22 protein-coding genes and 1 tRNA gene are annotated in these 22,008 nt (G+C 63.8%); 13 read left to right on the top strand and 10 right to left on the bottom strand.

Translation table 11 applies throughout. From position 1 onward, the window contains the following. The first annotated feature begins 55 nt into the window (after positions 1-55). Positions 56-1,123 (top strand): NAD(P)/FAD-dependent oxidoreductase, encoded by a 1,068-nt coding sequence (locus H3H36_RS18375; RefSeq protein ID WP_182219545.1) that lies wholly within the window; start codon positions 56-58, stop codon positions 1,121-1,123. Between the two features lie 276 nt (positions 1,124-1,399). Next, a complete protein-coding gene (locus tag H3H36_RS18370; protein ID WP_182219544.1) occupies positions 1,400-2,635 on the top strand; it encodes a polyhydroxyalkanoate depolymerase in 1,236 nt (411 codons plus the stop codon). Between the two features lie 78 nt (positions 2,636-2,713). Here H3H36_RS18370 and H3H36_RS18365 read toward each other — a convergent pair whose 3' ends face one another. Further along, a complete protein-coding gene (locus H3H36_RS18365; RefSeq protein WP_229219974.1) occupies positions 2,714-3,538 on the bottom strand; it encodes a substrate-binding periplasmic protein in 825 nt (274 codons plus the stop codon). Positions 3,539-3,736: 198 nt separating this feature from the next. Between H3H36_RS18365 and rsxB the strand changes: the two genes are divergently transcribed. Together rsxB and nth are read left to right on the top strand one after the other, a co-directional pair. Then, a complete protein-coding gene (rsxB, locus tag H3H36_RS18360) occupies positions 3,737-4,465 on the top strand; it encodes an electron transport complex subunit RsxB (protein ID WP_182219543.1) in 729 nt (242 codons plus the stop codon). Next, complete coding sequence (nth, locus tag H3H36_RS18355; protein WP_182219542.1) at positions 4,462-5,109, top strand: endonuclease III; 648 nt, start codon at positions 4,462-4,464, stop codon at positions 5,107-5,109. The genes rsxB and nth overlap by 4 nt, the downstream gene beginning before the upstream one ends. Before the next feature lie 81 nt (positions 5,110-5,190). On the opposite strand, the gene proB is transcribed toward nth, so the two are convergent. From proB to rplU, 4 genes are all read right to left on the bottom strand, one after another. After that, complete coding sequence (proB, locus tag H3H36_RS18350) at positions 5,191-6,309, bottom strand: glutamate 5-kinase (RefSeq protein WP_182219541.1); 1,119 nt, start codon at positions 6,307-6,309, stop codon at positions 5,191-5,193. A 303-nt stretch (positions 6,310-6,612) separates the two neighbouring features. Beyond that, on the bottom strand, positions 6,613-7,722 hold the full coding sequence (obgE, locus tag H3H36_RS18345) for a GTPase ObgE (protein WP_182219540.1): 1,110 nt from the start codon (positions 7,720-7,722) through the stop codon (positions 6,613-6,615). Positions 7,723-7,826: 104 nt separating this feature from the next. Continuing rightward, positions 7,827-8,084 (bottom strand): 50S ribosomal protein L27, encoded by a 258-nt coding sequence (gene rpmA, locus H3H36_RS18340; RefSeq protein ID WP_182160621.1) that lies wholly within the window; start codon positions 8,082-8,084, stop codon positions 7,827-7,829. A 43-nt stretch (positions 8,085-8,127) separates the two neighbouring features. Further along, positions 8,128-8,439: a 50S ribosomal protein L21 gene (gene rplU / locus H3H36_RS18335; RefSeq protein ID WP_056149930.1), complete on the bottom strand. Its 312-nt coding sequence runs from the start codon at positions 8,437-8,439 to the stop codon at positions 8,128-8,130. Positions 8,440-8,713: 274 nt separating this feature from the next. Here rplU and ispB point away from each other — a divergent pair, with 274 nt between their 5' ends. Continuing rightward, entirely contained in the window at positions 8,714-9,703 is a 990-nt protein-coding gene (ispB, locus tag H3H36_RS18330; protein WP_311196655.1) for an octaprenyl diphosphate synthase, read from the top strand. A 45-nt stretch (positions 9,704-9,748) separates the two neighbouring features. Here ispB and arsC read toward each other — a convergent pair whose 3' ends face one another. Continuing rightward, a complete protein-coding gene (gene arsC / locus H3H36_RS18325) occupies positions 9,749-10,096 on the bottom strand; it encodes an arsenate reductase (glutaredoxin) (protein WP_182219538.1) in 348 nt (115 codons plus the stop codon). Positions 10,097-10,185: 89 nt separating this feature from the next. Continuing rightward, the gene (locus H3H36_RS18320) at positions 10,186-10,746 is read right to left on the bottom strand and encodes a hypothetical protein (RefSeq protein WP_229219973.1); all 561 of its coding nucleotides are present in this window, start codon (positions 10,744-10,746) and stop codon (positions 10,186-10,188) included. A gap of 145 nt (positions 10,747-10,891) precedes the next feature. Between H3H36_RS18320 and H3H36_RS18315 the strand changes: the two genes are divergently transcribed. Beyond that, positions 10,892-10,968 (top strand) — tRNA-Pro (locus H3H36_RS18315). 87 nt (positions 10,969-11,055) lie between these two features. Here H3H36_RS18315 and H3H36_RS18310 read toward each other — a convergent pair. Continuing rightward, the gene (locus tag H3H36_RS18310) at positions 11,056-12,696 is read right to left on the bottom strand and encodes a methyl-accepting chemotaxis protein (RefSeq protein WP_182219537.1); all 1,641 of its coding nucleotides are present in this window, start codon (positions 12,694-12,696) and stop codon (positions 11,056-11,058) included. A 332-nt stretch (positions 12,697-13,028) separates the two neighbouring features. Then, positions 13,029-14,024, bottom strand: coding sequence for an AraC family transcriptional regulator (locus tag H3H36_RS18305; RefSeq protein ID WP_182219536.1), 996 nt, complete (start codon positions 14,022-14,024; stop codon positions 13,029-13,031). Between the two features lie 132 nt (positions 14,025-14,156). Here H3H36_RS18305 and H3H36_RS18300 point away from each other — a divergent pair, with 132 nt between their 5' ends. The 6 genes from H3H36_RS18300 (at position 14,157) to H3H36_RS18275 (ending at position 20,746) form a co-directional block, all read left to right on the top strand. Next, positions 14,157-15,005 carry a TauD/TfdA dioxygenase family protein gene (locus H3H36_RS18300; RefSeq protein WP_182219535.1) on the top strand — a complete coding sequence of 283 codons (849 nt, stop codon included), beginning with the start codon at positions 14,157-14,159 and terminating at the stop codon, positions 15,003-15,005. 441 nt (positions 15,006-15,446) lie between these two features. Beyond that, entirely contained in the window at positions 15,447-16,637 is a 1,191-nt protein-coding gene (locus H3H36_RS18295; RefSeq protein ID WP_182219534.1) for a TonB family protein, read from the top strand. An 89-nt stretch (positions 16,638-16,726) separates the two neighbouring features. After that, entirely contained in the window at positions 16,727-17,092 is a 366-nt protein-coding gene (locus H3H36_RS18290) for a PepSY domain-containing protein (RefSeq protein ID WP_182219533.1), read from the top strand. Then, the gene (locus H3H36_RS18285; protein ID WP_182219532.1) at positions 17,089-17,559 is read left to right on the top strand and encodes a DUF2271 domain-containing protein; all 471 of its coding nucleotides are present in this window, start codon (positions 17,089-17,091) and stop codon (positions 17,557-17,559) included. The genes H3H36_RS18290 and H3H36_RS18285 overlap by 4 nt, the downstream gene beginning before the upstream one ends. A 9-nt stretch (positions 17,560-17,568) precedes the next feature. Next, positions 17,569-19,788, top strand: a complete 2,220-nt coding sequence (locus H3H36_RS18280) for a PepSY domain-containing protein (RefSeq protein ID WP_182219531.1) — start codon at positions 17,569-17,571, stop codon at positions 19,786-19,788. Further along, positions 19,769-20,746 carry an FAD:protein FMN transferase gene (locus H3H36_RS18275; RefSeq protein ID WP_311196657.1) on the top strand — a complete coding sequence of 326 codons (978 nt, stop codon included), beginning with the start codon at positions 19,769-19,771 and terminating at the stop codon, positions 20,744-20,746. Before H3H36_RS18280 ends, H3H36_RS18275 begins: the two co-directional genes overlap by 20 nt. Before the next feature lie 38 nt (positions 20,747-20,784). Here the strand turns inward: H3H36_RS18275 and H3H36_RS18270 are convergent, their stop codons facing one another. Further along, positions 20,785-21,411, bottom strand: coding sequence for a YbhB/YbcL family Raf kinase inhibitor-like protein (locus H3H36_RS18270; RefSeq protein WP_182219530.1), 627 nt, complete (start codon positions 21,409-21,411; stop codon positions 20,785-20,787). A 216-nt stretch (positions 21,412-21,627) separates the two neighbouring features. Here H3H36_RS18270 and H3H36_RS18265 point away from each other — a divergent pair, with 216 nt between their 5' ends. Next, positions 21,628-21,957, top strand: coding sequence for a hypothetical protein (locus H3H36_RS18265; RefSeq protein WP_229219971.1), 330 nt, complete (start codon positions 21,628-21,630; stop codon positions 21,955-21,957). Positions 21,958-22,008 lie beyond the last annotated feature (51 nt).

The raw sequence follows: 22,008 nt of genomic DNA, 5'->3' as shown, positions 1-22,008 counted from the left end.
TCCTTGTTGCCTGAACTTTTAGCCTGAAAGCTTACGCAACAACAGGGAAAATCGTATGCACAGCGTCACCCCCACCCCGGCCGGCGTCATCGAAGCGGATGCCGTCATCATCGGCGCCGGCCCGGTCGGCCTGTTCCAGGTCTTCGAACTGGGCCTGCTGGAAATCAAGGCCCACGTGATCGATTCGCTGCACGCCGTCGGCGGCCAGTGCGTGGAACTGTACCCGGACAAACCCATCTACGATATTCCCGCCGTGCCCTCGTGCACGGGCCAGGAACTGACGGACAACCTGCTCAAGCAGATCGCCCCGTTCGAGCCCACCTTCCACCTGGGCCAGGAAGTAACCATCGTGGAACGGCGCGAGGATGGCCGTTTCAACGTCGAGACCAGCACCGGCACCCGTTTCCTGGCCAAGACCATCTTCATCGCCGCCGGCGTCGGCTCGTTCCAGGCCCGCACGCTCAAGGTCGATGGCATTGAACAATTCGAGAACAGCCAGCTGTTCTACCGCGTCAAGGACCCCGCCCTGTTCGAAGGCAAGAACCTGGTCATCTGCGGCGGCGGCGACTCGGCGCTGGACTGGGCCCTGAACTTCGTCGGCAAGGCCGAATCGGTGGTGCTGGTGCACCGGCGCGAGGACTTCCGCGCCGCGCCCGCCTCGGTGGCCAAGATGAAGGCCCTGTGCGAGCAATACGAAATGCAGCTGATCATCGGCCAGGCCACGGGCTTTGAAAGCCGCGACGGCAAGCTGACCGAACTGAAGGTGACGGGCGCCGACGGCGTCACGCGCCGCGTGCCGCTGGACATGCTGCTGGTGTTCTTCGGCCTGTCGCCCAAGCTGGGCCCGATCGCCGAATGGGGCCTGGACATCGAGCGGCGCCAACTGAAGGTGCAAAGCACGGAGAAATTCGAAACCAACGTGCCCGGCATCTTCGCCGTGGGCGACATCAACACCTATCCGGGCAAGAAAAAGCTGATCCTGTCGGGCTTCCACGAAGCTGCTCTGGCCGCTTTTGGTGCAGCGCCATACATTTTCCCGGACAAGAAAATCCACATGCAATACACGACCACTTCGCCCAAGCTGCACAAAGTGCTGGGCGTGGAAACCCCCGTGTTCGACTAAAAATCCGGCAACGGCCTGGCCGTTTATCCTACAAAAAAGCAGCGGGAACGCTGCTTTTTTTTATTCTGGCTGCGTTATGATGACTTATCGAGCCAAAAAATTCGCTCATTCCCTTGCGGAAACAGCGGTATCATCTTGCAAGGCGCCTGTAAACATGCCGCTCCTGCCTTTCTTGCGGGAATCCCGAAATGCTTTACGACACGAACAAATATCCTATAATTGATCCATGATGTACAGGTTTGGTGCGCCGCACCATCCTCACTGCCAGGAATATTTATGCTCTACCAACTGCACGAAATGCAACGCTCGTTCCTGACGCCTTTGATGCATTGGGCCGACGCGTCGTCCAAACTGTTTACCAACCCCGTCTCGCCGCTGGCGCACACGCCATTTTCGCAGCGGATCGCGGCCGGCTACGAGTTGATGTACCGTTTGGGCAAGGATTACGAGAAGCCAGCGTTCGAGATCGACAGCACGGAAATCAACGGCGAGCAGGTCGGCATCATCGAGCAAGTGGTGGAAACCAAGCCATTCTGCCGCCTGATCCACTTCCGCAAGGACTTGAGCGAGAAAGCGCTGCGCGCCCTCAAGCAACCGAAGGTGTTGCTGGTGGCGCCGCTGTCGGGCCACCACTCCACGCTGCTGCGCGACACGGTGCGCGGCCTGCTGGTGGAACACGACGTCTACATCACGGACTGGACGGATGCGCGCATGGTGCCCGTGTCGGCCGGCCCGTTCCACCTGGACGACTACATTTTCTACGTACAGGACTTCATCCGCCTGCTGGCGCCGGACCTGAACGTGATTTCCGTGTGCCAGCCGACGGTGCCGGTGCTGGCCGCCATCTCGCTGATGGCGTCGGACAACGATCCCAAGCTGCCCAAGACCATGACCATGATGGGCGGCCCGATCGACCCGCGCAAATCGCCCACCCAGGTCAACAACCTGGCGACGGAAAAGAAATTCTCGTGGTTCGAGAACACGGTGATCTACTCGGTGCCGCCCAACTATCCGGGCTTTGGCCGCAAGGTCTATCCGGGCTTCCTGCAGCACGCCGGTTTCATCGCCATGAACCCGGGCCGCCACGCCCAGAGCCACCGCGAGTTCTACATGCACCTGGTGGAAGGCGACGACGAGCCGGCCGAAAGCCACCGCAAGTTCTACGACGAATACAACGCCGTGCTCGACATGCCGGCCGAATACTACCTCGACACCATCAAGACCGTGTTCCAGGAATTCCGCCTGCCCAAAGGCACGTGGATGGTTGGCGGCAAGCCCGTGCGCCCGCAGGACATCAAGACGGTGGCGCTGTTCACGGTCGAAGGCGAGCTCGATGACATTTCCGGCGCCGGCCAGACCCAGGCCGCGCACGAGCTGTGCAGCGGCATCCCGGCCCACATGCAGCAAGACTTCGTGGCGCCGCAAGCGGGCCACTACGGCATCTTCTCGGGCCGCCGCTGGCGCGAGATGATCTGCCCGAAAATTGGGGAGTTCATCCGCAAGCACGGCTAAGCGAGTTTCCACCCCAACAAATCGGGGACGTAACACGGTTTTCCCGCATGGCAAAACCGTGTTACGTCCCCGATTTTTCTAGTCGGCCACCGGCCGTGCGTGCGGCACAACCGCCCGGCGCGGCGCGGTACCGCCATCAAGGTGGGCGCGCTGCCAGTATTCCTTCTCCAGCCGTTCCAGGTCCAGTTCATGGGCCGCGTTGTTGAAGGCCTTCTGCTGCTCCAGTCCCTGCGCCGTGTGCTTGAAGCACACCGTCACGGGCCGCTCCTTGAACAGGTTGTCCGCGAGCCCCACCCGCTCGCGCTCGGCCGCGCCAAACTGCGGCGTGTGCAGCAGGTAATCGAGCACGTGACGCTCGATGACGATCACGGAATAGCGCCCGATTAACAGCTTGCGCAAATTGGTCTCGTCATTGACGCCTTCCTCGGGCGACACGTCACCGCGCGCACGGGCCGCGTCGAACTGTTCGCCATACGCATAGCCGGCCACCGTGCCCAGCCGCACGCCGCGCAGGCCGGCCAGCGTGTCGGGCCGCACGGGCGCCGATTTCAGGTAGGCGAGCACGGTTTGCGTGCTGCCAATGGGCGAGGAAAAATGACACAGTTTTTCGCGCTCCGGCGTACGCCACACGGGCAGCAAGCCGGCGTAACGGGGATTGTGCAGGCCAAACTCCATGGCCCGCTTCCAGGGAAAATATTCGATCTCCGAACGCATGCCCAGGTGCTGATACACGGCGGCTACCAGCGCGCCGGACAAACCATCGCCCGGCAGCGCGGCAGTGACGAACGGCGGCCACTCATCAGCTGAAAAACGCACCACCGGCAATGGCGCCGCCGCCAGCCACGCGGGCCAGCACGCGCAAGCCAACCATGCCATCACGATGCCCGACTTCAACCGCCCCATCCCCATGCTCCATTGTTAGCCCGGCGGTCACCATGCCGCCGGTATGATCGGCCCCTATCGTCCCACAAAAGGCCGTTCAGCACGGTTGTATTTCAGCAACTTTCTATTGAAAGCCCGGCCGCGCAATGATGCGGGATATTTTTCGGCCCCTGGCGCGCGGATATTGGATAATGACGTTTTACCGCATTCAAGCTGACCGTGTCGCCCACCAACACCCCCACCCTCGCCGACCGCATCGAAGACGTGCTGCCGCAAACCCAGTGCACCAAGTGCGGCTACCAGGGCTGCCGCCCTTACGCCGAAGCGATCGCGGCCGGCCAGGCCGAGATCAACCAGTGCCCGCCCGGCGGCGCGCAAGGCGTGGCCCGCCTGGCCACGCTGACGGGCCGCCAGGTCATCCCCATCAATCCCGTCAACGGCATGGAGCGCCCGCGCGCCGTGGCCTACATCGACGAGGCGCTGTGCATCGGCTGCACGCTGTGCATCCAGGCCTGCCCGGTGGACGCCATCGTGGGCGCGGCCAAGCAGATGCACACCATCGTGCCCGAGCTGTGCACGGGCTGCGACTTGTGCGTCGACCCGTGCCCCGTCGATTGCATCGTCATGTACCCGGTCACGGAGAGCACGGGCTGGGATGCGTGGAGCCAGCCGCTGGCCGACGCCGCGCGCGAACGGCATGACTTCCGCGCGCTGCGCCTGCGCCGCGACGCCGAGGAAAATGATGCACGCCTGGCCGCCAAAGCCGTGGCCAAGTTGAAGGCGGTGGACGCGCTGGACCCGGCCACGGCGGCCGACGAGGCGGAAAAGGAACGCAAGCGCGCCATCATCGCGGCGGCCATGGAACGGGCGCGCCTGAAGAAGGAAGCGGCGCAGCAGCAGGAAGCAACGCCGCCGCAGGCTGCCGCCAAGGAAAACAAACCCGAATGAATCAAGCCAAACGCTACGAAATGTTCACGCGCTTTCGCGCGGCCAATCCCAAACCGGTCACGGAACTGGAATACACGACACCATTCGAACTGCTGATCGCCGTGCTGCTGTCGGCCCAGGCCACGGACGTGGGCGTGAACAAGGCCACCCGCAAGCTGTACCCGGTGGCCAATACGCCGGCCACGATGCTGGCGCTGGGCGAGGAAGAACTCAAGAGCTACATCCAGACCATCGGCCTGTACAAGACCAAGGCCAAGAACGTGATCGCCACCTGCAAGATCCTGCTGGAACAGCATGGCGGCGAAGTGCCACGTGACCGCGCGTCGCTGGAAGCGCTGCCCGGCGTGGGCCGCAAGACAGCCAATGTGGTGATGAATACGGCTTTCGGCGAACCGACCATGGCGGTTGATACCCACATCTTCCGGGTAGCCAACCGCACCGGCCTGGCGCCGGGCAAGAATGTCGATATCGTGGAGCAGAAGTTGCTCAAGTTCGTGCCCAGGGAATTCCTGTACGACGCCCACCACTGGCTGATCCTGCACGGCCGCTACACCTGCAAGGCGCGCAAGCCCGAATGCTGGAACTGCATGGTGGCCGACCTGTGCGACTACCGCCACAAGACGCCAGCGCCGGAAGGCGCCTGAAGCGCAGGATATTGCGCAACCCGCGCACGCCGCACACAAACGCCCGCGCGCACCTCACGCGCGCGGGACAGCGCCCTCGCCTTACACCAGCACCAGGTTGTCGCGGTGGATCAGCTCCGGGCCTTCCACGAAGCCGAGGATGGCCTCGATCTCCGTCGACGGCTTGCGCATGATGCGGCGCGCTTCCGCGCTCGTGTAGTTCGACAGGCCGCGCGCCACCGGGTGGCCTTCCGGATTGACGCAGGTGATGACGGCGCCGCGGCCGAATTCACCTTTCACCGCCGTCACGCCGATCGGCAGCAGCGACTTGCCTTCATCCCTCAGCTTCTGCACGGCGCCCGCGTCCAGCACCACCTGGCCCACCGTGTGCAGGTGGTCAGCCATCCATTGCTTGCGTGCCGTCAGGTGGCCCGTCTGCGCCGTCAGCTCGGTGCCGATCGCTTCGCCTTGGGCCAGGCGGGTCAGCACGTCGCTGTCGCGGCCCCAGGCGATGATGGTGTGGGCGCCCGACTTGGCGGCGCGCTTGGCGGCCAGGATCTTGGTCAGCATGCCGCCGCGGCCGATGCTGCTGCCGGCGCCACCGGCCATGGCTTCCAGCGCCGGGTCGCCGGCGCGGCCCTGGCGGATCAGCTGCGCGTTCGGGTCCTTGCGCGGATCGGCCGAGAACAGGCCATGCTGGTCGGTCAGGATGATCAGCGCGTCGGCCTCGATCAGGTTGGCCACCAGCGCGCCCAGCGTGTCGTTGTCACCGAACTTGATTTCGTCCGTCACCACCGTGTCGTTCTCGTTGATGATGGGGACCACGCCCAGGCGCAGCAAGGTGGTGAGCGTGGAGCGCGCGTTCAGGTAGCGTTCGCGGTCGGCCAGGTCTGCGTGCGTCAGCAGCACTTGCGCCGTGCCCAGCTGGTGGGCCCGGAAGCTCGTTTCATAGATCTGCGCCAGGCCCATCTGGCCCACGGCCGCGCAAGCCTGCAATTCGTGGATGTCGGTGGGGCGCTGCTCGAAGCCCAGGCGCAGCATGCCCTCGGCCACCGCGCCGGACGACACCAGCACCACTTCCTTGCCCAATGCCCGCAGGCCGGCGATCTGCGCGGCCCAGCGCGCGATGGCGGCGTGGTCCAGGCCCCGGCCGTCGTTGGTGACGAGCGAGGAACCGACCTTGATGATGACGCGGGTGGCTTTCTGTATGACGGAATTCATGGAGCGGCGGTTCTTATCTCAAGGCGCGGCCGGGCCGCGCATGGCTATCAAACACCCCGGCGCGCGCGCCAGGACCAGGATTGCTGTGATATCGCCGGAGACGGGCGGGTCGCCCGGTCTTGCCGCAACCGGCGCCGCGCCCACGGTAGCGGGGCCTGCGCCGACAAGGTCGATATAAACCGTGGTAACCGTTTATATCAAAGGGAAAATGCGAATCGGCCGCGCGAGGCGGCCGAATGGGAATCACGTACTGTGATTGTAATCGAAGACGGGCTTGCCGTTCAGTACGATCAGTCCAGGATCTTAGTCCAGGATCTTGAAGCGGGGATCGTCCGGATCGATGGACGAGATGCCACGCGCCTCTTCCGTCATCTGGGTTTCTTCCGCGCGCTGTTCCTCGTGCTTCTTCTGCTCCAGGTGCAGGTAGATGGCGTTGACCAGCTCCTGCGTGCCTTCGTGGCTCAGGGCCGAGATCTCGAACACGGGCCCTTTCCAGCCAAAGCGCTTGAGGAAGTCCTTGACCACCGTCTTGCGCTCCGCTTCGGGCACCATGTCCAGCTTGTTGAGCACCAGCCAGCGCGGCTTGTCGACCAGGGCTTCGTCGTACTTCTTGAGTTCCTTGACCAGGGCCTTGGCTTCCTTGACCGGATCGACGTTGGCTTCGAACGGCGCCAGGTCGACGATGTGCAGCAGCAGGCCGGTGCGCTGCAGGTGGCGCAGGAACTGGTGGCCCAGGCCGGCGCCTTCGGCCGCGCCCTCGATCAGGCCGGGAATGTCGGCGATCACGAAGCTGCGCTCGTGCGACACGCGCACCACGCCCAGGTTGGGGTGCAAGGTGGTGAACGGGTAGTCGGCGATCTTGGGACGGGCGTTGGAGACGGCCGTGATGAAGGTGGACTTGCCCGCGTTGGGCATGCCCAGCAGGCCCACGTCGGCCAGCACCTTCAGCTCCAGGCGCAGTTCGCGCCGTTCGCCTTCCTTGCCTTCAGTCTTCTGGCGCGGCGCACGGTTGGTCGACGTCTTGAAGTGGATGTTGCCCCAGCCGCCCTCGCCGCCCTTGGCCAGCAATTCGATCTGACCGTGCTCGGTCAGGTCAGCGATGATTTCGCCGCTGGTGTTGTCGATGATCAGGGTGCCCACCGGCATGCGCAGCTGGATGTCTTCCGCGCCCTTGCCGTAGCAATCGGCGCCGCGTCCGGGCTCGCCGTCCTTGGCCTTGTGCATCTTGGAGTAGCGGTAATCGACCAGGGTGTTGACGTTGCGGTCGGCGATGGCCCAGATCGAGCCGCCTTTGCCGCCGTCGCCGCCGTCCGGGCCGCCGAAGGGTCTAAATTTTTCACGGCAAAAAGAGGCGCAGCCATTGCCGCCGTTGCCGGCGATGACTTCAATTTTTGCTTCGTCGATAAACTTCATAGTGTGCCGCCATAAAACTAAAAAGGCTCTACCTTGGGCAGAGCCTTTCGATTGAAGGCTTGCGCCTTACGGGGTGGCATGCCGCGCGGGCATGCCGGTACCAATTACGCTGGTACGACGGTCACGAACTGGTGCGAGTTCGGGCCCTTGACAACGAACTTCACCTTGCCGTCCACCAGGGCGAACAGGGTGTGGTCCTTGCCCATGCCTACGCCTTCGCCGGCGCGCACTGGGGTGCCGCGTTGACGAATGATGATGCCGCCGGCGTTGATCGCCTGGCCGCCGTAGACTTTAACGCCCAGACGTTTTGATTCTGAGTCGCGGCCGTTTCGCGTAGTGCCGCCGCCTTTTTTGTGTGCCATTCTAAAGCTCCTTCGATACTAGTGTGATTCGGGCAAGCAGCGATTAGCCGTTGATCGAAACGATTTGGATTTCGGTGTAATTCTGGCGATGGCCCTGATGCTTCTGGTAGTGCTTACGACGACGCATCTTGAAAATCTTCACCTTATCGTGACGACCGTGTGCCACAACAGTTACCAGTACCTTCGCACCTTCGACCAATGGAGCACCAAACTTGATGCTGTCGCCCGCGCCAACGGCGAGAACCTGATCGATGGTGATTTCGGAACCAATGTCTGCCGGTATCTGTTCTACTTTGAGTTTTTCGCCAGCGACAACTTTATACTGTTTGCCACCGGTTTTTATGACCGCGTACATGATTTGAAACCTCATCAAATGTTTAGAAAAATTCCCTCCCGGCTCGGCGTTGCAAGCAGGCTGAAAACGGGGGAACCGCTGATTATACATGCGTTGGGATTTCGCGTCAAAAACTATTCACAAACTTGATGCGGCGTGGTATGTCACTCCGGGCGGCCAGCGGTATCGTTATGCGAATGACATCCAAGTTGCAGGCCCTGGCGGCCAAATGCCCCTTGGCGCAAGGCCATGTCGTATAATCGCGGCACCCTATACAGTCCATCGCAGGTTCGCCTTGTCCGACGCTACCCAACACACCAAGCAAAACACCATCGCCCAAACGATCGCCGCCGACATGGACGCGGTCAACACGGTGATCCGCCAGAAATTGCATTCCGAGGTCAGCCTCGTCAACCAGATCGCTGAATACATCATCAGCGCCGGCGGCAAGCGCATCCGGCCGGTGCTGGTGCTGCTGGTGGCCAACGCCTATGCCTACCAGGGGCGGGCGCACCACGAGCTGGCGGCCGTGGTCGAATTCATCCACACGGCGACCCTGCTGCACGACGACGTGGTGGACGAATCGTCGCTGCGCCGCGGCCGCGCCACGGCCAATGCGCTGTTCGGCAACGCCGCTTCCGTGCTGGTGGGTGACTTCCTGTACTCGCGCGCGTTCCAGATGATGGTGGGCCTGAACAACATGCGCGTGATGCAGATCCTGTCGGACGCCACCAACGTGATCGCCGAAGGCGAAGTGCTGCAACTGCTGAACATGCACGATCCGGACGTGAACGAGGAACGCTACCTGCAAGTGATCCGCTCCAAGACGGCCAAGCTGTTCGAGGCGGCGGCCGAACTGGGCGCCCTCGTCTCGGGCGCAACGGACGCCCAGATCGCGGCGGCCGGCGAATACGGCCGCTCGCTGGGCACGGCCTTCCAGCTCATCGACGACGTGCTCGACTACGCGGGCGACGCCGGCGAGATCGGCAAGAACGTGGGCGACGACCTGCGCGAAGGCAAACCCACCCTGCCGCTGATCTACCTGATGGAAAACGGCACGGAAGAACAGCGGGCGCTGGTGCGCAGCTGCATCGAGCAGGGCGACGAACAGCATTTCGACACCATCCTGGCCGCCATCACCACCAGCGGCGCGCTCGAATACACGCGCCAGCAAGCCGTGACGGCATCCCAGCGCGCGGCCGACGCCATCGCCGACCTGCCCGACAGCGTCTACAAGCAATCGCTGCTGCAGCTGGCCCACTTCGCCGTCGACCGCACGCACTGACGCCGCACGGCGGCTTTCAGGGCCGCCGGCGCAGTGACAGGATACTTACAGGATCTCTTTCACCAGATCGGATGGACGGCACAGGCGCACGCCCTTGTCCGTCACCACGAACGGACGGTTGATCAGGATGGGATGGGCCATCATCGCATCGAGCAAGGCTTCGTCCGGCAAGCTCAGGTCCGACAGGCCCAGTTCATTGTACAAATCGCCCTTGTCGCGCATGGCGCCCCGCACCGTGAGGCCGGCCGCCGCGATCATCTGCTGCAGCGCCGCCCGCGTGGGCGGCGTTTTCACGTAATCGACGATCTGCGGTTCCACGCCGGTGGCGCGGATCAGTTCCAGCGTGTTGCGCGAGGTGCCGCATGCCGTGTTGTGATAGATGGTGATGCCCATGTTGATCCTTGCTTGTTCTGGTTAGTCTGAAAACGAGGCAGGCATTATCGCCGAAATGGTGGCCGGGCGCCGGCGCCCGCCGCACTCGCTTAGCTGGCCGGCGCGGGAGCGGGCAGCAACGCCAGCAAGCCCTTGGCCAGGAACACGACCAGCAGCGTGCCGGCCAGGTCACCGATGAACATCACGGCGAAACCGCGCAGCAGATTGGCGTCGCCATGCAGCGCGAACCAGATATGGTGCAGCAGCGGGCTGGCCACCGAGCTGGCCACGGTGCAGGCGAACAGCGTGGCCGGCGCGATCCCGGCCAGCGTGAAGCGCGAACCGAGCTTGTGGTGCAGAACCAGATACACCAGATACGGGCCGATGGCGCCGGCGATGGCGCCCATGGTGGCGCGCAGCGCGTCGCCGGGGAAGTAATACCAGTAGCAGGCGACCCAGCCCGTCAACAGCAGGCCGATGGCGCCCATGCGACCAAACAGCAAGGTGCACAGCAGCCGCGTGCCGGCCGGCAGGTAGATCCAGCCTATGCCCTTCAGGTATTCGGCCTTGAAGATGAACAGCTCGTTGGCCAGCATCATCAGGCCATGCATGGCGACGGTGGCGAGGATCAGGTACAGGTTGCTGCGTAACTGCGCGGATGGCTGGTGCATGCTTTGGGACCGGGGCTTGGGGTCGGGAGCCTGATGGAATAAGGCACACTACCACAGCGCCAAGCGGGCGTCGCATCAATTTCGATTAAAAATTGCAGTTCGATAGTTGAACAATCCACAAATTTCTGGTGTAATTGTTCCTAAGCGGGGTGTAGCTTAGCCTGGTAGAGCGCTACGTTCGGGACGTAGAGGCCGGAGGTTCGAATCCTCTCACCCCGACCACAGGATTCCTTCAAAAACAGCGGCTCATGCGACCCGCTGTTTTTTTTTTGCAGGTCGATCAGTGGCAAATCCGTGGCACTGCGCAGTTTATTGCAGGCGGCGCATGTCAGCGGACTGTTTCATCGACCGCCGCAGTGCGACCGCGTCGGCCTGGATCACAGAACCATTATCCAATCGGAATACTTGCATGGTCTCGGCGACGGACTGCGCCGTCCCCTCCAAAGAACCGGCGGCCGCCGAAATCTCCTCCACCATCGCCGCGTTCTGTTGGGTAATCCCGTCAAGTTCAGTGATGGCGCGGTTCACTTCCGAGATGCCCGTCAGCTGCGCGTGGGATGCGCTGCTGATGTCGCTGACCAGGGCCGACACTCTGCGCACGCCTGCCACAGCCTTGTTCAGCGTGACCTGGGCGGCTGTCGTTTTCGCATGCCCCTGTTCCACTTTGCCGCCGGAGTCGTCGATCAAATGTTTGATCTCCTTGGCCGCGCTCGAGGTGCGCTGCGCCAGGGCGCGCACTTCACTCGCCACCACCGCGAAGCCGCGCCCCTGCTCGCCGGCCCGAGCAGCCTCGACCGCGGCATTCAGCGCCAGGATATTGGTCTGGAAGGCAATGCTGTCGATGACTTGGGTGATTTCACTGATGCGTCCCGACGCGGCCTGGATTTCCTGCATCGTGCTGTTGACTTCATCCACTGCCAGGCGGCTCTGTTCTGCCACTTCGGAAACCTGCTCAGACAGTTCATTCGCTTGGTCAGCCGCGTCAGTTGTTTGACGCACAGTTGCACTTATTTGTTCTATGGCGGCAGCGGTCTTTTCCAGATTGGCCGCTTGCAGCTCGGTTCGGCTGGAAAGTTCCAAATTGCCTTGGGCGATTTCATGCGTCCCCTGGAGCATCGCCATGCTCTGTTCGCGCGCATCCCGCACGATAGACAAAATATTGACATTCAATTGTCCTAAGGCCTGCTGTAACTGGCCCAATTGATCGTCACGCGTGCGCGCCACGATCTGCGTCAGGTCTCCCGCCGCCATCGTATTGGCAGCCGTAATAAGTCCATCCAGCGGCTTGACCATCAGCCAGCTCAGATAGCGCCAGCCGCACAACAAGGTAAATAATTTGAAGAGGAAAAGTCCAGGCCCTGCCATCGGCAGGTTGGCGGGAATCAACGCCGCCACCGCGGCATTAATCACGACGACAACTAACAAAGCCAACAAGATATTTGTCGACAGTCCAAAACGGAACAGCCGCGCCAGTCGCCCCTTGAGGGTGTCGCTCTCTACCAGGCCGCCCGATAGCCGCAAGGTCCGCTTTCCACTCTGCTTCTCAGCGCGCATCCTGGCATACAACTGTTCGGCGGCACGGATCTGGTCGCGCGTCGCCTCTGTGCGCACCGACATATAGCCGACCGGCTTGCCATCGCTCATCAGCGGGGTGGCGTTCGCCATGACCCAATAATAATCCCCGTTGCTGCGGCGGTTCTTCACCGGCGCAGACCATGGCTTTCCGGCGCTGATCGTGGCCCACATGTCGCGATAGGCTTCTTCCGGCATGTCAGGGTGCCGCACCAAATTATGGGGCTGGCCTAACAACTCCTCCTTGCTAAATCCACTGACCTCGATAAATGTTGAATTACAGTAAAGAATACGTCCCTTGGTATCTGTCGTCGAAACTAGCGTCTGCCCTCTAGGGAAAGGGTATTCGTTCTGGGTGACGGGAAGATTTGTACGCATGCGCTAACCCTCGGAAATAGCAAACCTGCTCTACTGATCCATCAACTCCCCTGACCGCGACAACACAGGTCGCCAGGTCAAGCCATTTGGTTGACGCATGGAAACTTTACATGCTGCAACATGCATTCCGCTACTCATTCCACGACAGGAAACATCCAATTTGCGACATTTCAAGTCCTCCATCCCCCCTGCGCTTCGTCAACATGGCGAAGTTCGACAGCCGGCTTCATCCACTGGCGGCGCCTTGTGCGCTGACGGGCACGTCATGAGGCGGCGCGGTGTCCCCAGCGCTACAAGCACCATCTCCCGCAGGCGACAGGACTGCCCAACACTCAAGCGACTCGGCGACGCCACTTTGTCGGCGATTCGCCAAATTGCTTCGAGAACCAGCGCGTAAACGAGTTGGGCTCGGTATATCCCAATAACGACGCGATCTGGCCGATATCGAAACGTCCGCTTGTCAGGTACTGCCGAGCCTGCTCCCGACGGGCTTCATTGAGCATCTCGGAGAATTCGCTGTGCTCAGCAGCCAAGTCCATCTGCAATTTGTGCACACTGACGCCCAGCGACTGGGCCACCGCCTTGATACTCGCACGTTGTATCGGCATGTGCAAATGGATCAGACGACGCACGCGGGCCGTCATGGAACCGCGCGCCGCCGCAGGGATCGATTCGATCAGGCTGCTGGCATAGCGTCCGAGAATGGGATCTGCCATCGGATTGGGGGCGTCCAGATCGGCACGGGCAAAGCGCATGCCGTTGATCTCCGCATCAAACACGCAGCGACAGCGAAAGATGCGCTGATGGTCATCCAACTGACGCGGTGCGCTGTGCTGCAGATAGACCACGCGCGGCGCCCAATTCGGACCGAGCAGTGTGCGAAACAGGTTCAGATTCGACGCCAGCGCCAATTCGATGGACTGCCGTTGAGGCTGGGCGTGGCCGGTCAATACTTCCTCAACCAGCAATGCCGAGTCGCCCTCTTCTTCGATACGCAGGGCGACGGACTCGTTGATCATGGACAGATAGCGATGCACCATGCTCCACGCGTCGCGCAAGTTGCGCTGATGGGCTAACAGCAAGCCCACCACGCCGAAGGCCGACATGCTGCGCGGTTGTGACATGCGCAGGCCAACGGTCTCGCACTGGCTGATCCGCGCCGTTTCTTCGATCAGCTTGGCGACGGGATCGACCGGAATGAGCGCGTCAGGGGTATCGATAATGTGCGGGCGCAGGCCGACCCGCAGCATTTGGGCGGCCCCGTCCACACCCAGCTGCTCGGCCACGTTCAGGTAATTGGCTAATACGGCCGCTCGCACACAGCCCATCGGATATCTCCAGCGTAGATCAAATGATAGATTTCATGAACGAAATGATAGGTCCGATTTTAGCAGCATCATTACACTGTTTCGTACGGCAGCATGCTGACCAGAGAAAAATGACCTTACTGGAGGATGACCATGAAAATTGAACAACTGACCTGTGCCCTGGGCGCGGAGCTGAAAGACGTACGCCTGGCCGATGCCATCAACAATGACGACCTGTTTGCTTCCATCAAGCAGGCGCTGCTCGACCACAAAGTGCTGTTCGTGCGCGACCAGCCCATGAGCGACGCCGAACATGCGGCTTTCGCCAGGCGTTTCGGCCAGCTGGAAGACCATCCGCTGGCCAACAGCGCGGACGGCGAGCCGGGCATCATCCACATCTGGAAAACCCCGGACAACCCGCCCGAGCGTTACGAAAACGCCTGGCATAACGACGCCACCTGGCGCGAGGTTCCGCCCATGGGTTCCGTGCTGCGCTGCGTCGAATGCCCGCCCGTGGGCGGCGACACCATGTGGGCCAACATGGAACTGGCGTACGAGCGCCTGCCCGAGCACATCAAGCAGACCATTGAAGGCCTGCGCGCGCGCCACAGCATGGAAGCATCGTTCATGGCGGCCCGTCCCATCGAAGACCGGCTGGCGATGAAGGCGCGCTACCCCGATCCGGAACATCCGGTGGTGCGCACCCACCCGGAAACGGGCCGCAAGAGCTTGTTTGTCAACGCCTTCACCACCCATTTCACCAACTTCCACACGGCCAAGAACGTCCGCTACGGCATGGACTTTCATCCGGGCGCATCCGATCTGCTGGAATACCTGATCCGCCAGGCCAGCATCCCGGAATACCAGGTGCGCTGGCGCTGGAGCAAGGATGCGGTGGCGATCTGGGACAACCGCTGCACCCAGCACTACGCCGTGATGGATTACGCGCCATGCATCCGCCGCATGAACCGCGCCACCATCGTCGGCGATAAGCCGTACTGATCAGGAACACGCAGGTTCGCCCTGCTGACCGAGCTGGCCTTCGTCGCCGTGCTGGCCGTCCGCGGCCGCCGTGGACGTAGCGGCCGGCGGTTCGCATCCTCTCACCCCGACCAAAATTCCATGACAAAACAGCGAGCCGCGGCTCGCTGTCTTGTTTTCGGGGTGCACGCACTGACACCACCATCGGTTGCCCCCGACGCCTTCCCCTCCCCTTCGATCTCAACATCGCCCGCCCGGCCGCTGCCGGCCGACCGCTCATCTCCCGGCGGCCGGTTATTCCTGCAATGTGACTATTTTTGTTGTTTTTAAGCCATTATTTAATAAAAGACAGCCCCGCTGGCGAACTCAAGCAACTGTTTTCAATATAGTATTCTGGACAAATAAATAAGTTTCTAAAATTCAAGTTGTTTGTATTGCAATAAACCAATAAAGATAGCTAAGATGACAAAATCTTACAGCCATTACGATAGCCTCAACGTCACACGCGACGCGCCGGCCGAGGTCATCCGCGCGGCCTATCGTTCGCTATCGCAAAAGCATCACCCGGATAAGAACGTCGGTGACCAGGCCGCCGCCCAAGTGATGATGCGGCTCAACGCTGCCTACAGCGTGTTGTCGGACGAAGAGCAAAGAAGACGATACGATCTGCAATTTCAAGACGCTCCGGATGGCAACCCCGGCAACAGAGCGCACGCCCTGCTGCGGCAGGTCCGCCGTCTGGCGCGCGGCCGCAATGGGCGGCTCGCCGCTGTGCTGCTCGGCGCGACCGCCATGGTCTCGGCGCCGATCACCTGGCTGATCTGGAAGGACCACCAAACCACGCTGCGCATCGAACAGGGCTTGATCGATGCCGCTGGCCATGCGCCCTCCCCTGCCGCCGAATGGCCTGGCACCGCGGATCAACAACGCGCCATGCCGGCCACGGGCAACGCCCGGCCCACCGGGCCTGCCCGCACCGCGGTGATCCAGATTACTGCCCCGCCGGCCCTGGAGACAAGCTCGGCTGCACGACTGTCGCCGGCGCCGGCAGCGGCGAGCAAGATGACCGATTATGCGCGCCTGAGCGCCATGTTAAAAAGCATGGGCCTGGGCTTGTACAAGCTGGACTCGTCCGCGCCTGCCAAGCCGGCCCAACCGGCGCCGCCGCAAGCGCCCGAGGTGGCAAAGGCGGAACCGGCGCCGCCAGCGTCCATGCCCGCCCCCGTTGCCGCGCCAGCCAATAGCCTCGTGCGCGACGAGACGGCACGCCCCGCCGCGCCGCCGGCCCCCGTGCGCGGCGACGTGAAGTCCGCCACCGAAGCCAGCCCTGTCATCGCTGCGTCGCCGGCCAAAGCGGACGCGGCCGCCGCCAGCCAGGCAGCGCGTGCCGCCGTCGTCGCCGACGCGCACAATTGCGTTGCGCCGCCCTACCCGCTCAATGCCTACCGCAGTGGCAAGACCGGCTCGGTCTTGCTGGCCATGTTGATCGGCAACGATGGCCGGGTCATCGAATCGAAAGTGCAAAAGTCGAGCGGCTCATCCGAACTGGACAGGGCAGCGCGCGATGCGCTCGCGCTGTGCAAATTCAAGCCAGCTGACGGCCAGACCACGCCGGCCTGGGCCAACCTGACCTATGTCTGGTCGATAGACTGACGGCCGGCACGCGGCACACCAGCCTGCCCTTGTAAGGCTCCCGTCAGCGGACGCTGCCAGCATGGAAGGTGTCTAGCGAGGAGCATACGATGGTTCCATTCCGCAAGTGCATGGCGCTGGCCGCCCTGGCCGTCAGCGGCGCCGCGTCCGCCGAGGTCTATTGTTCCGACCCCATCGCCGACTGGCAGCCGCGCGAACAACTGCAGCGCGAAGTCGAACGGCGCGGCTGGACGGTGCAGCGCATCAAGATCGACGACGGTTGCTACGAACTGCGGGCCATCGACCGCAAGGGCAACAAGATCAAGGCCAGGTTCGCGCCCGCATCGCTGCGCATCCGCACACTGGCGGTGGAATTCGACCCCGCCGGCGATGCATCCGACTACCTGCCGGACCTGGCGCCCCCCGGCCCTCGCCGGCAACGTCTCGGCCCCAACTCCCACGGAGAGATCAAATGAAAATCACAACCGCCTGCGCCTGCCTGGCCGGCAGCCTGGCGCTGCCCGGCCTGGCCCAGGCGCGCCCCGTCACGCTTACGGCCCAGATGCAAAACTATGGCGGCAACGGCGCCTACCTGGCCGTCTATGTCACCGACGCCGCCGGCAAGTACAAGAAGACGCTGTGGGTGGCCGGCAAGAAGGTCAAGTATTACAAGCACCTGAGCGACTGGGCCCGCGGCAGCGGCATGAATCCGCGCGAATTCGATGGCGTGAGCGGCGCCAGCGTCGGCAGCGGCAAGGCGCTCAAGGTGACGGTGGAACTGGCCGATGCCCTGATCGACGCCGGCTATGAAATCCGCGTCGACAGCGCCGTCGAGGATGGCCGCGATCATCCGGCCGACGCACGGGCGCCGCTGACGAAACAGGGCGCCGGCAAGCCGGTGGGTGGACGCGGCTACGTCAAGTCCTTCACCTACGACATGTAAGCATCCGGTATGCTGCGCCAGCTGCACGCGCTGCCCGGCCTGATCAGCGCACTGCTGGTGATGCTGATCGGCCTGACGGGCGCCGTGCTGTCCGTCGATCCCGCGCTCGACCGCCTGGGCGCCAGCGTGCCGTCCGGCGTCAGCGTGGCCCAGCTGGCGGACCGGGTCACGCGCCATTACCCTGGCGTGGAACAGATCCAGCGCTCGCCATCGGGCGCCATCATCGTCTACTACAGCGCGGGCGAGAAGTCTGGCGCGGACCTGGTCGATCCGGCCAGCGGCCAGCGCCTCGCAGCCTATGTGCCGCCCGTGTATGCGCGCTGGTTCAAGGAGCTGCACCGTTCCCTGTTCCTCGACACGGCCGGCAGCGCGGCGACCGGCATCACGGCGCTGGCCATGCTGCTGTTGTCCGTCACCGGCCTGCTGTTGCTGGTCAAGCGCGTGGGCGGCTGGCGCCAGCTGGCGCGCCCGCTGCACGGCAACCGCAGCCAGCGCTGGCATGCCCAGGTCGCGCGGCTGGCCGTAGCCGGCCTGCTGTTGTCGGCACTGACGGGCAGCTACATGTCGGCCGCGACCTTCAGCTTCGTGTCCGACGGGGCGCAGGAGGAACCCGATTTCCCCGCCACCACCGCCAGCGGCCCGCCCTTGCCGGCCGCGCACCTGGCCGCCCTGCTGGCCACCGACCTGGGCGACTTGCGCGAACTGGTGGTGCCGGTGCCCGGCAACCAGCCCGCCGTCTACACCTTGCGTACCGTGCATGGCGACGGCTATGTCGATCCCGTCAACGGCGCGCTGCTCGGCTACCGTCCCCATAGCGCGGTGCGCGACGTGTACGACCTGATCTACCAGCTGCATACGGGCGAAGGCTTGTGGTGGCTGGGCCTGCTGCTTGGCCTGTGCGCGCTGGGCGCGCCGTGGCTGGCCGCGACGGGCGCCATCGTCTGGTGGCAGCGCCAGCGCGCCAAGCCTCGCCTGCCCGGTAACAGTGCGCTGGCCTCGGCCGACGCCGTGATCCTCGTCGGCAGCGAGAACAACAGCACCTGGGGCTTCGCGCGCGAACTGCATGCAGGTTTGCGCCAGGCCGGCCTGCGCGTGCATACGGCGGCCATGAACCGTTTCTCCGCCCGCTACGGCGCCGTGCGCCAGTTGTTCATCCTGACCTCGACTTACGGCGACGGCGACGCACCCGCCAGCGGCAGGCAATTCCTGGCCCATCTGGAAGGCGTCCAGCCCGGCCCGGACGCCAGCTTCGTCGTGCTGGGATTCGGCGACCGCCAGTTTCCCAAGTTCTGCCAGTTCGCCCATGACGTGGATGCCGCGCTGGCGGCCCATGGCTGGCGCCGCGCGCTGGCGCTGACCCTGATCGACCGCCAGTCATCGCAGGACTTCGCGCGCTGGGGCGTTGAAGTGGGCAAGCTGCTCGGCCATGAACTCGCGCTCGCGCATACGCCGGCGCATCCGCGCACCCATGCGCTGCAACTGCAGGAGCGCCACGATTACGGCCTGCAGGAACAGGAGCCGACGGTGGTGCTGCGTTTTGTCGCCGCGCCACCGCCGTCCGATGCGGGCTGGCTGGCGCGCCTGGTTGCACGGCGCCACCTGCCCCATTTCGAAGCGGGTGACCTGGCCGGCATCATCCCGCCCGGCAGCCCGATACCGCGCTTCTACTCGCTGGCCAGCGACGCACGCCATGACGTGCTCGAAATCTGCGTGCGCAAGCAGCCGGGCGGCGTATGTTCGGGCTACCTGCATGGCTTGCGTCCGGGCCAACGCATCGAGGCCTTCATCCAGCCCAATCCCCAGTTCCGCCCCAGCTCGGGCAAGGCGCCCGTGATCCTGATCGGCGCCGGCACCGGGATCGGGCCGCTGGCCGGCTTCATCCGCAACAATACCGGCCGCCATCCGATGTTTCTGTACTGGGGCGGGCGCGATCCCGAATCCGATTTCCTGTACGAGCCGGAACTGCGCAACTACCTGGCCGACCGCCGCCTGACCCAGCTGCACACGGCGTTCTCCCGCGTCAAGGATGGCGTGCGCGTGCAAAACCGCCTGCTGGAGGACGCCGACCACATGCGGCGCCTGATCGACAGCGGCGGCCAGGTGCTGGTATGCGGCAGCCGCGCGATGGCCGCCAGCGTCCGGCAGGCCATCGACGAGATCCTGGCGCCGCTGAAGCTGGACGTGCGCACATTGCAGGAACATGGGAGGTATCGTGAAGACGTCTTCTGAGCCATCGCCGGCCCCACTGGAGCGCTACAGCCTGAATGGCCAGACCATGGGCACGCGCTACACGGCCATCTTCTACGGGCCGCCGGGACTGGACCGCGCGGCCATCGGCGCCAGCCTGTTCGCGGCCGTGGACCAGGTCGACCGCCAGATGTCGACCTGGAACCCGGCCTCCGACCTGTGCCGCCTGAACGCGGCGCCCGCGCATGCGTGGATTACCGTGCCGGCGGAGCTGGCGCAAGTGCTGGCGACGGGCCTGCGCATCAGCCTGCAATCGGACGGCGCCTTCGAGATGGGTGTCGGGGAACTGGTGGCGCGCTGGGGTTTCGGTCCCGCGCGGCGGCAAACCCCTGCTGACGGCCTGGCGCCGCCGTCCACCCCGTTCACGCCGGCCACCACGGCGCTGGAAGTGGACCTGGGGCGGCTGCGGGTGCGCAAGCATACGGCGGTGGCGCTCGACCTGTGCGGCATCGCCAAGGGTTACGGCGTGGACAAGCTCGCCCATTGCCTCGATGGCTGGGGCTTGGAGCGCTACCTGGTTGGCATCGACGGCGAAATGCGGGCCCGCGGCACCAAGCCCGATGGCGCCCCCTGGGCCGTGGCGCTCGAAAAGCCCACCTACGGCACGCGCGAAGTGGCCGGTGTGATGGAGCTGGAGGACATGGCGATCGCCACTTCCGGCGATTATCGCCACTGGGTGGACGTTGGGGGAACGCGCTACGGGCACACGATCAACCCGGCACTGGGGCGGCCGCTGTCGAACGGCCTGGCGGCCGTCACCGTGTTGGCGTCAACCTGCATGCTGGCCGACGCCTGGGCCACGGCGCTGATGGTGCTGGGCCCCGTCGAGGGCGTGGCGCTGGCCAGGCAGCGCGGCATGAACGCGCTGTTCGTGCTGCGCGACGGCGACGGGTTCCAGGAAACCTTGATCCTCGCGGGCGAACCCGCCGATCCCTCGTAACGGCCAGCCCTTTACGATCATGCCGGCGGCCAGTGGCCTCAACTCAACTTCGGATTGAGGGTATAAGTCCCCGTGATGTGCGCCTCGGCCAGCACATGGCCGGCGATCGCGCGGCGCACGGCCTGGCCATCCATGACCCGCGCCTTTGGCAACACGGGAATATCGAGCGCATACAGCGTGAACACGTAATGGTGCAGCAGCGTGTCGTTCCACGGCGGGCATGGGCCGTCGTAGCCATGGTAGTCGCCGCCCATCTCGCCATCGCCGGCGAACCAGCCCGTGTAGTCGTTCACGCCGTGCGCCATGCCATGCGGGGCGGCCGGGCCGGACTTGCCGCGCGGCGTGACACCCTCGCTGTGGCTGCCGGCGGCGATCTCGCGCACGGAGGCCGGAATATCAAGCAGCAGCCAGTGGAAGAAGTCCACCCGCGGCAGCGACGCCGGGACTTCGCGGCCTTCCTGGTTCACGTCGTCGCCCCGGCTGGGCACGTCCGGATCGTGGCAGATCAGGACGAAGGACTGGGTGCCGGCCGGCACGTCGCTCCAGGCCAGCTGGGGATTGCGGTTGCTCGACAGCGCGACATGGTTGACAGGGTCGATCACGGCGAACGCGAATTCGCCGGGGATAGGCCCGTTGTCGGCGAAGCTGGTACTGGTCAGTTTCATGGTGTGCTCGCTTTCCCAAAGAGTGATGCTTCGTTCAAAATTATAGAAGGCGCCGGCCGCACGCGGCGCACTGGTCCCGACAAATATTGCCGCCCATGGCGCGCGCCATCAATCCGGCGCAACATTCTTAAGCCCGCGCTCAGCGTTCTTCGCTACACTATCCGCATGCGCCGCTCTTTTCCATCCCTGTTCCGACTGATCGCGTGCCTGCTCGTCATGACCATCATGAATTCGGGCATGGCCATGGCCTTGTACGTCTGCCCGCAGCAGATGGTGGAACCGGCGCAGGCGCGCGCCATGGCCGGCATGCCTTGCGCCGGCATGGACATGGAAAAGCCCATCCAGTGCGCCGAGTACCAGTCCGCCGCCAAGGTGGCGCATGACCACGCGGGCAGCGCGCCCGACCTGGCGCCCGTTTCCATCGCCTACATCATCCCCGCCGCCGTCCCGGCCGTGCCGCCGCAACTGGCACCAGCGTGGTCCGACGTGGTGACGCCGCCGGGCACCGACCCGCCCTACCTGCGCACCCAACGCCTGAGAATCTGACACCTCCCCTTCCGGTTCGCGCCGCCCGGCCCCAGGCCAGGCCGGCGCTCG

This window comes from Rugamonas fusca (assembly GCF_014042365.1).
GTDB lineage: Bacteria > Pseudomonadota > Gammaproteobacteria > Burkholderiales > Burkholderiaceae_D > Rugamonas > Rugamonas fusca.
The sequence above is the reverse complement of the archived record's forward strand: the minus strand, read 5'-3'. Positions and strand labels throughout refer to the sequence as shown.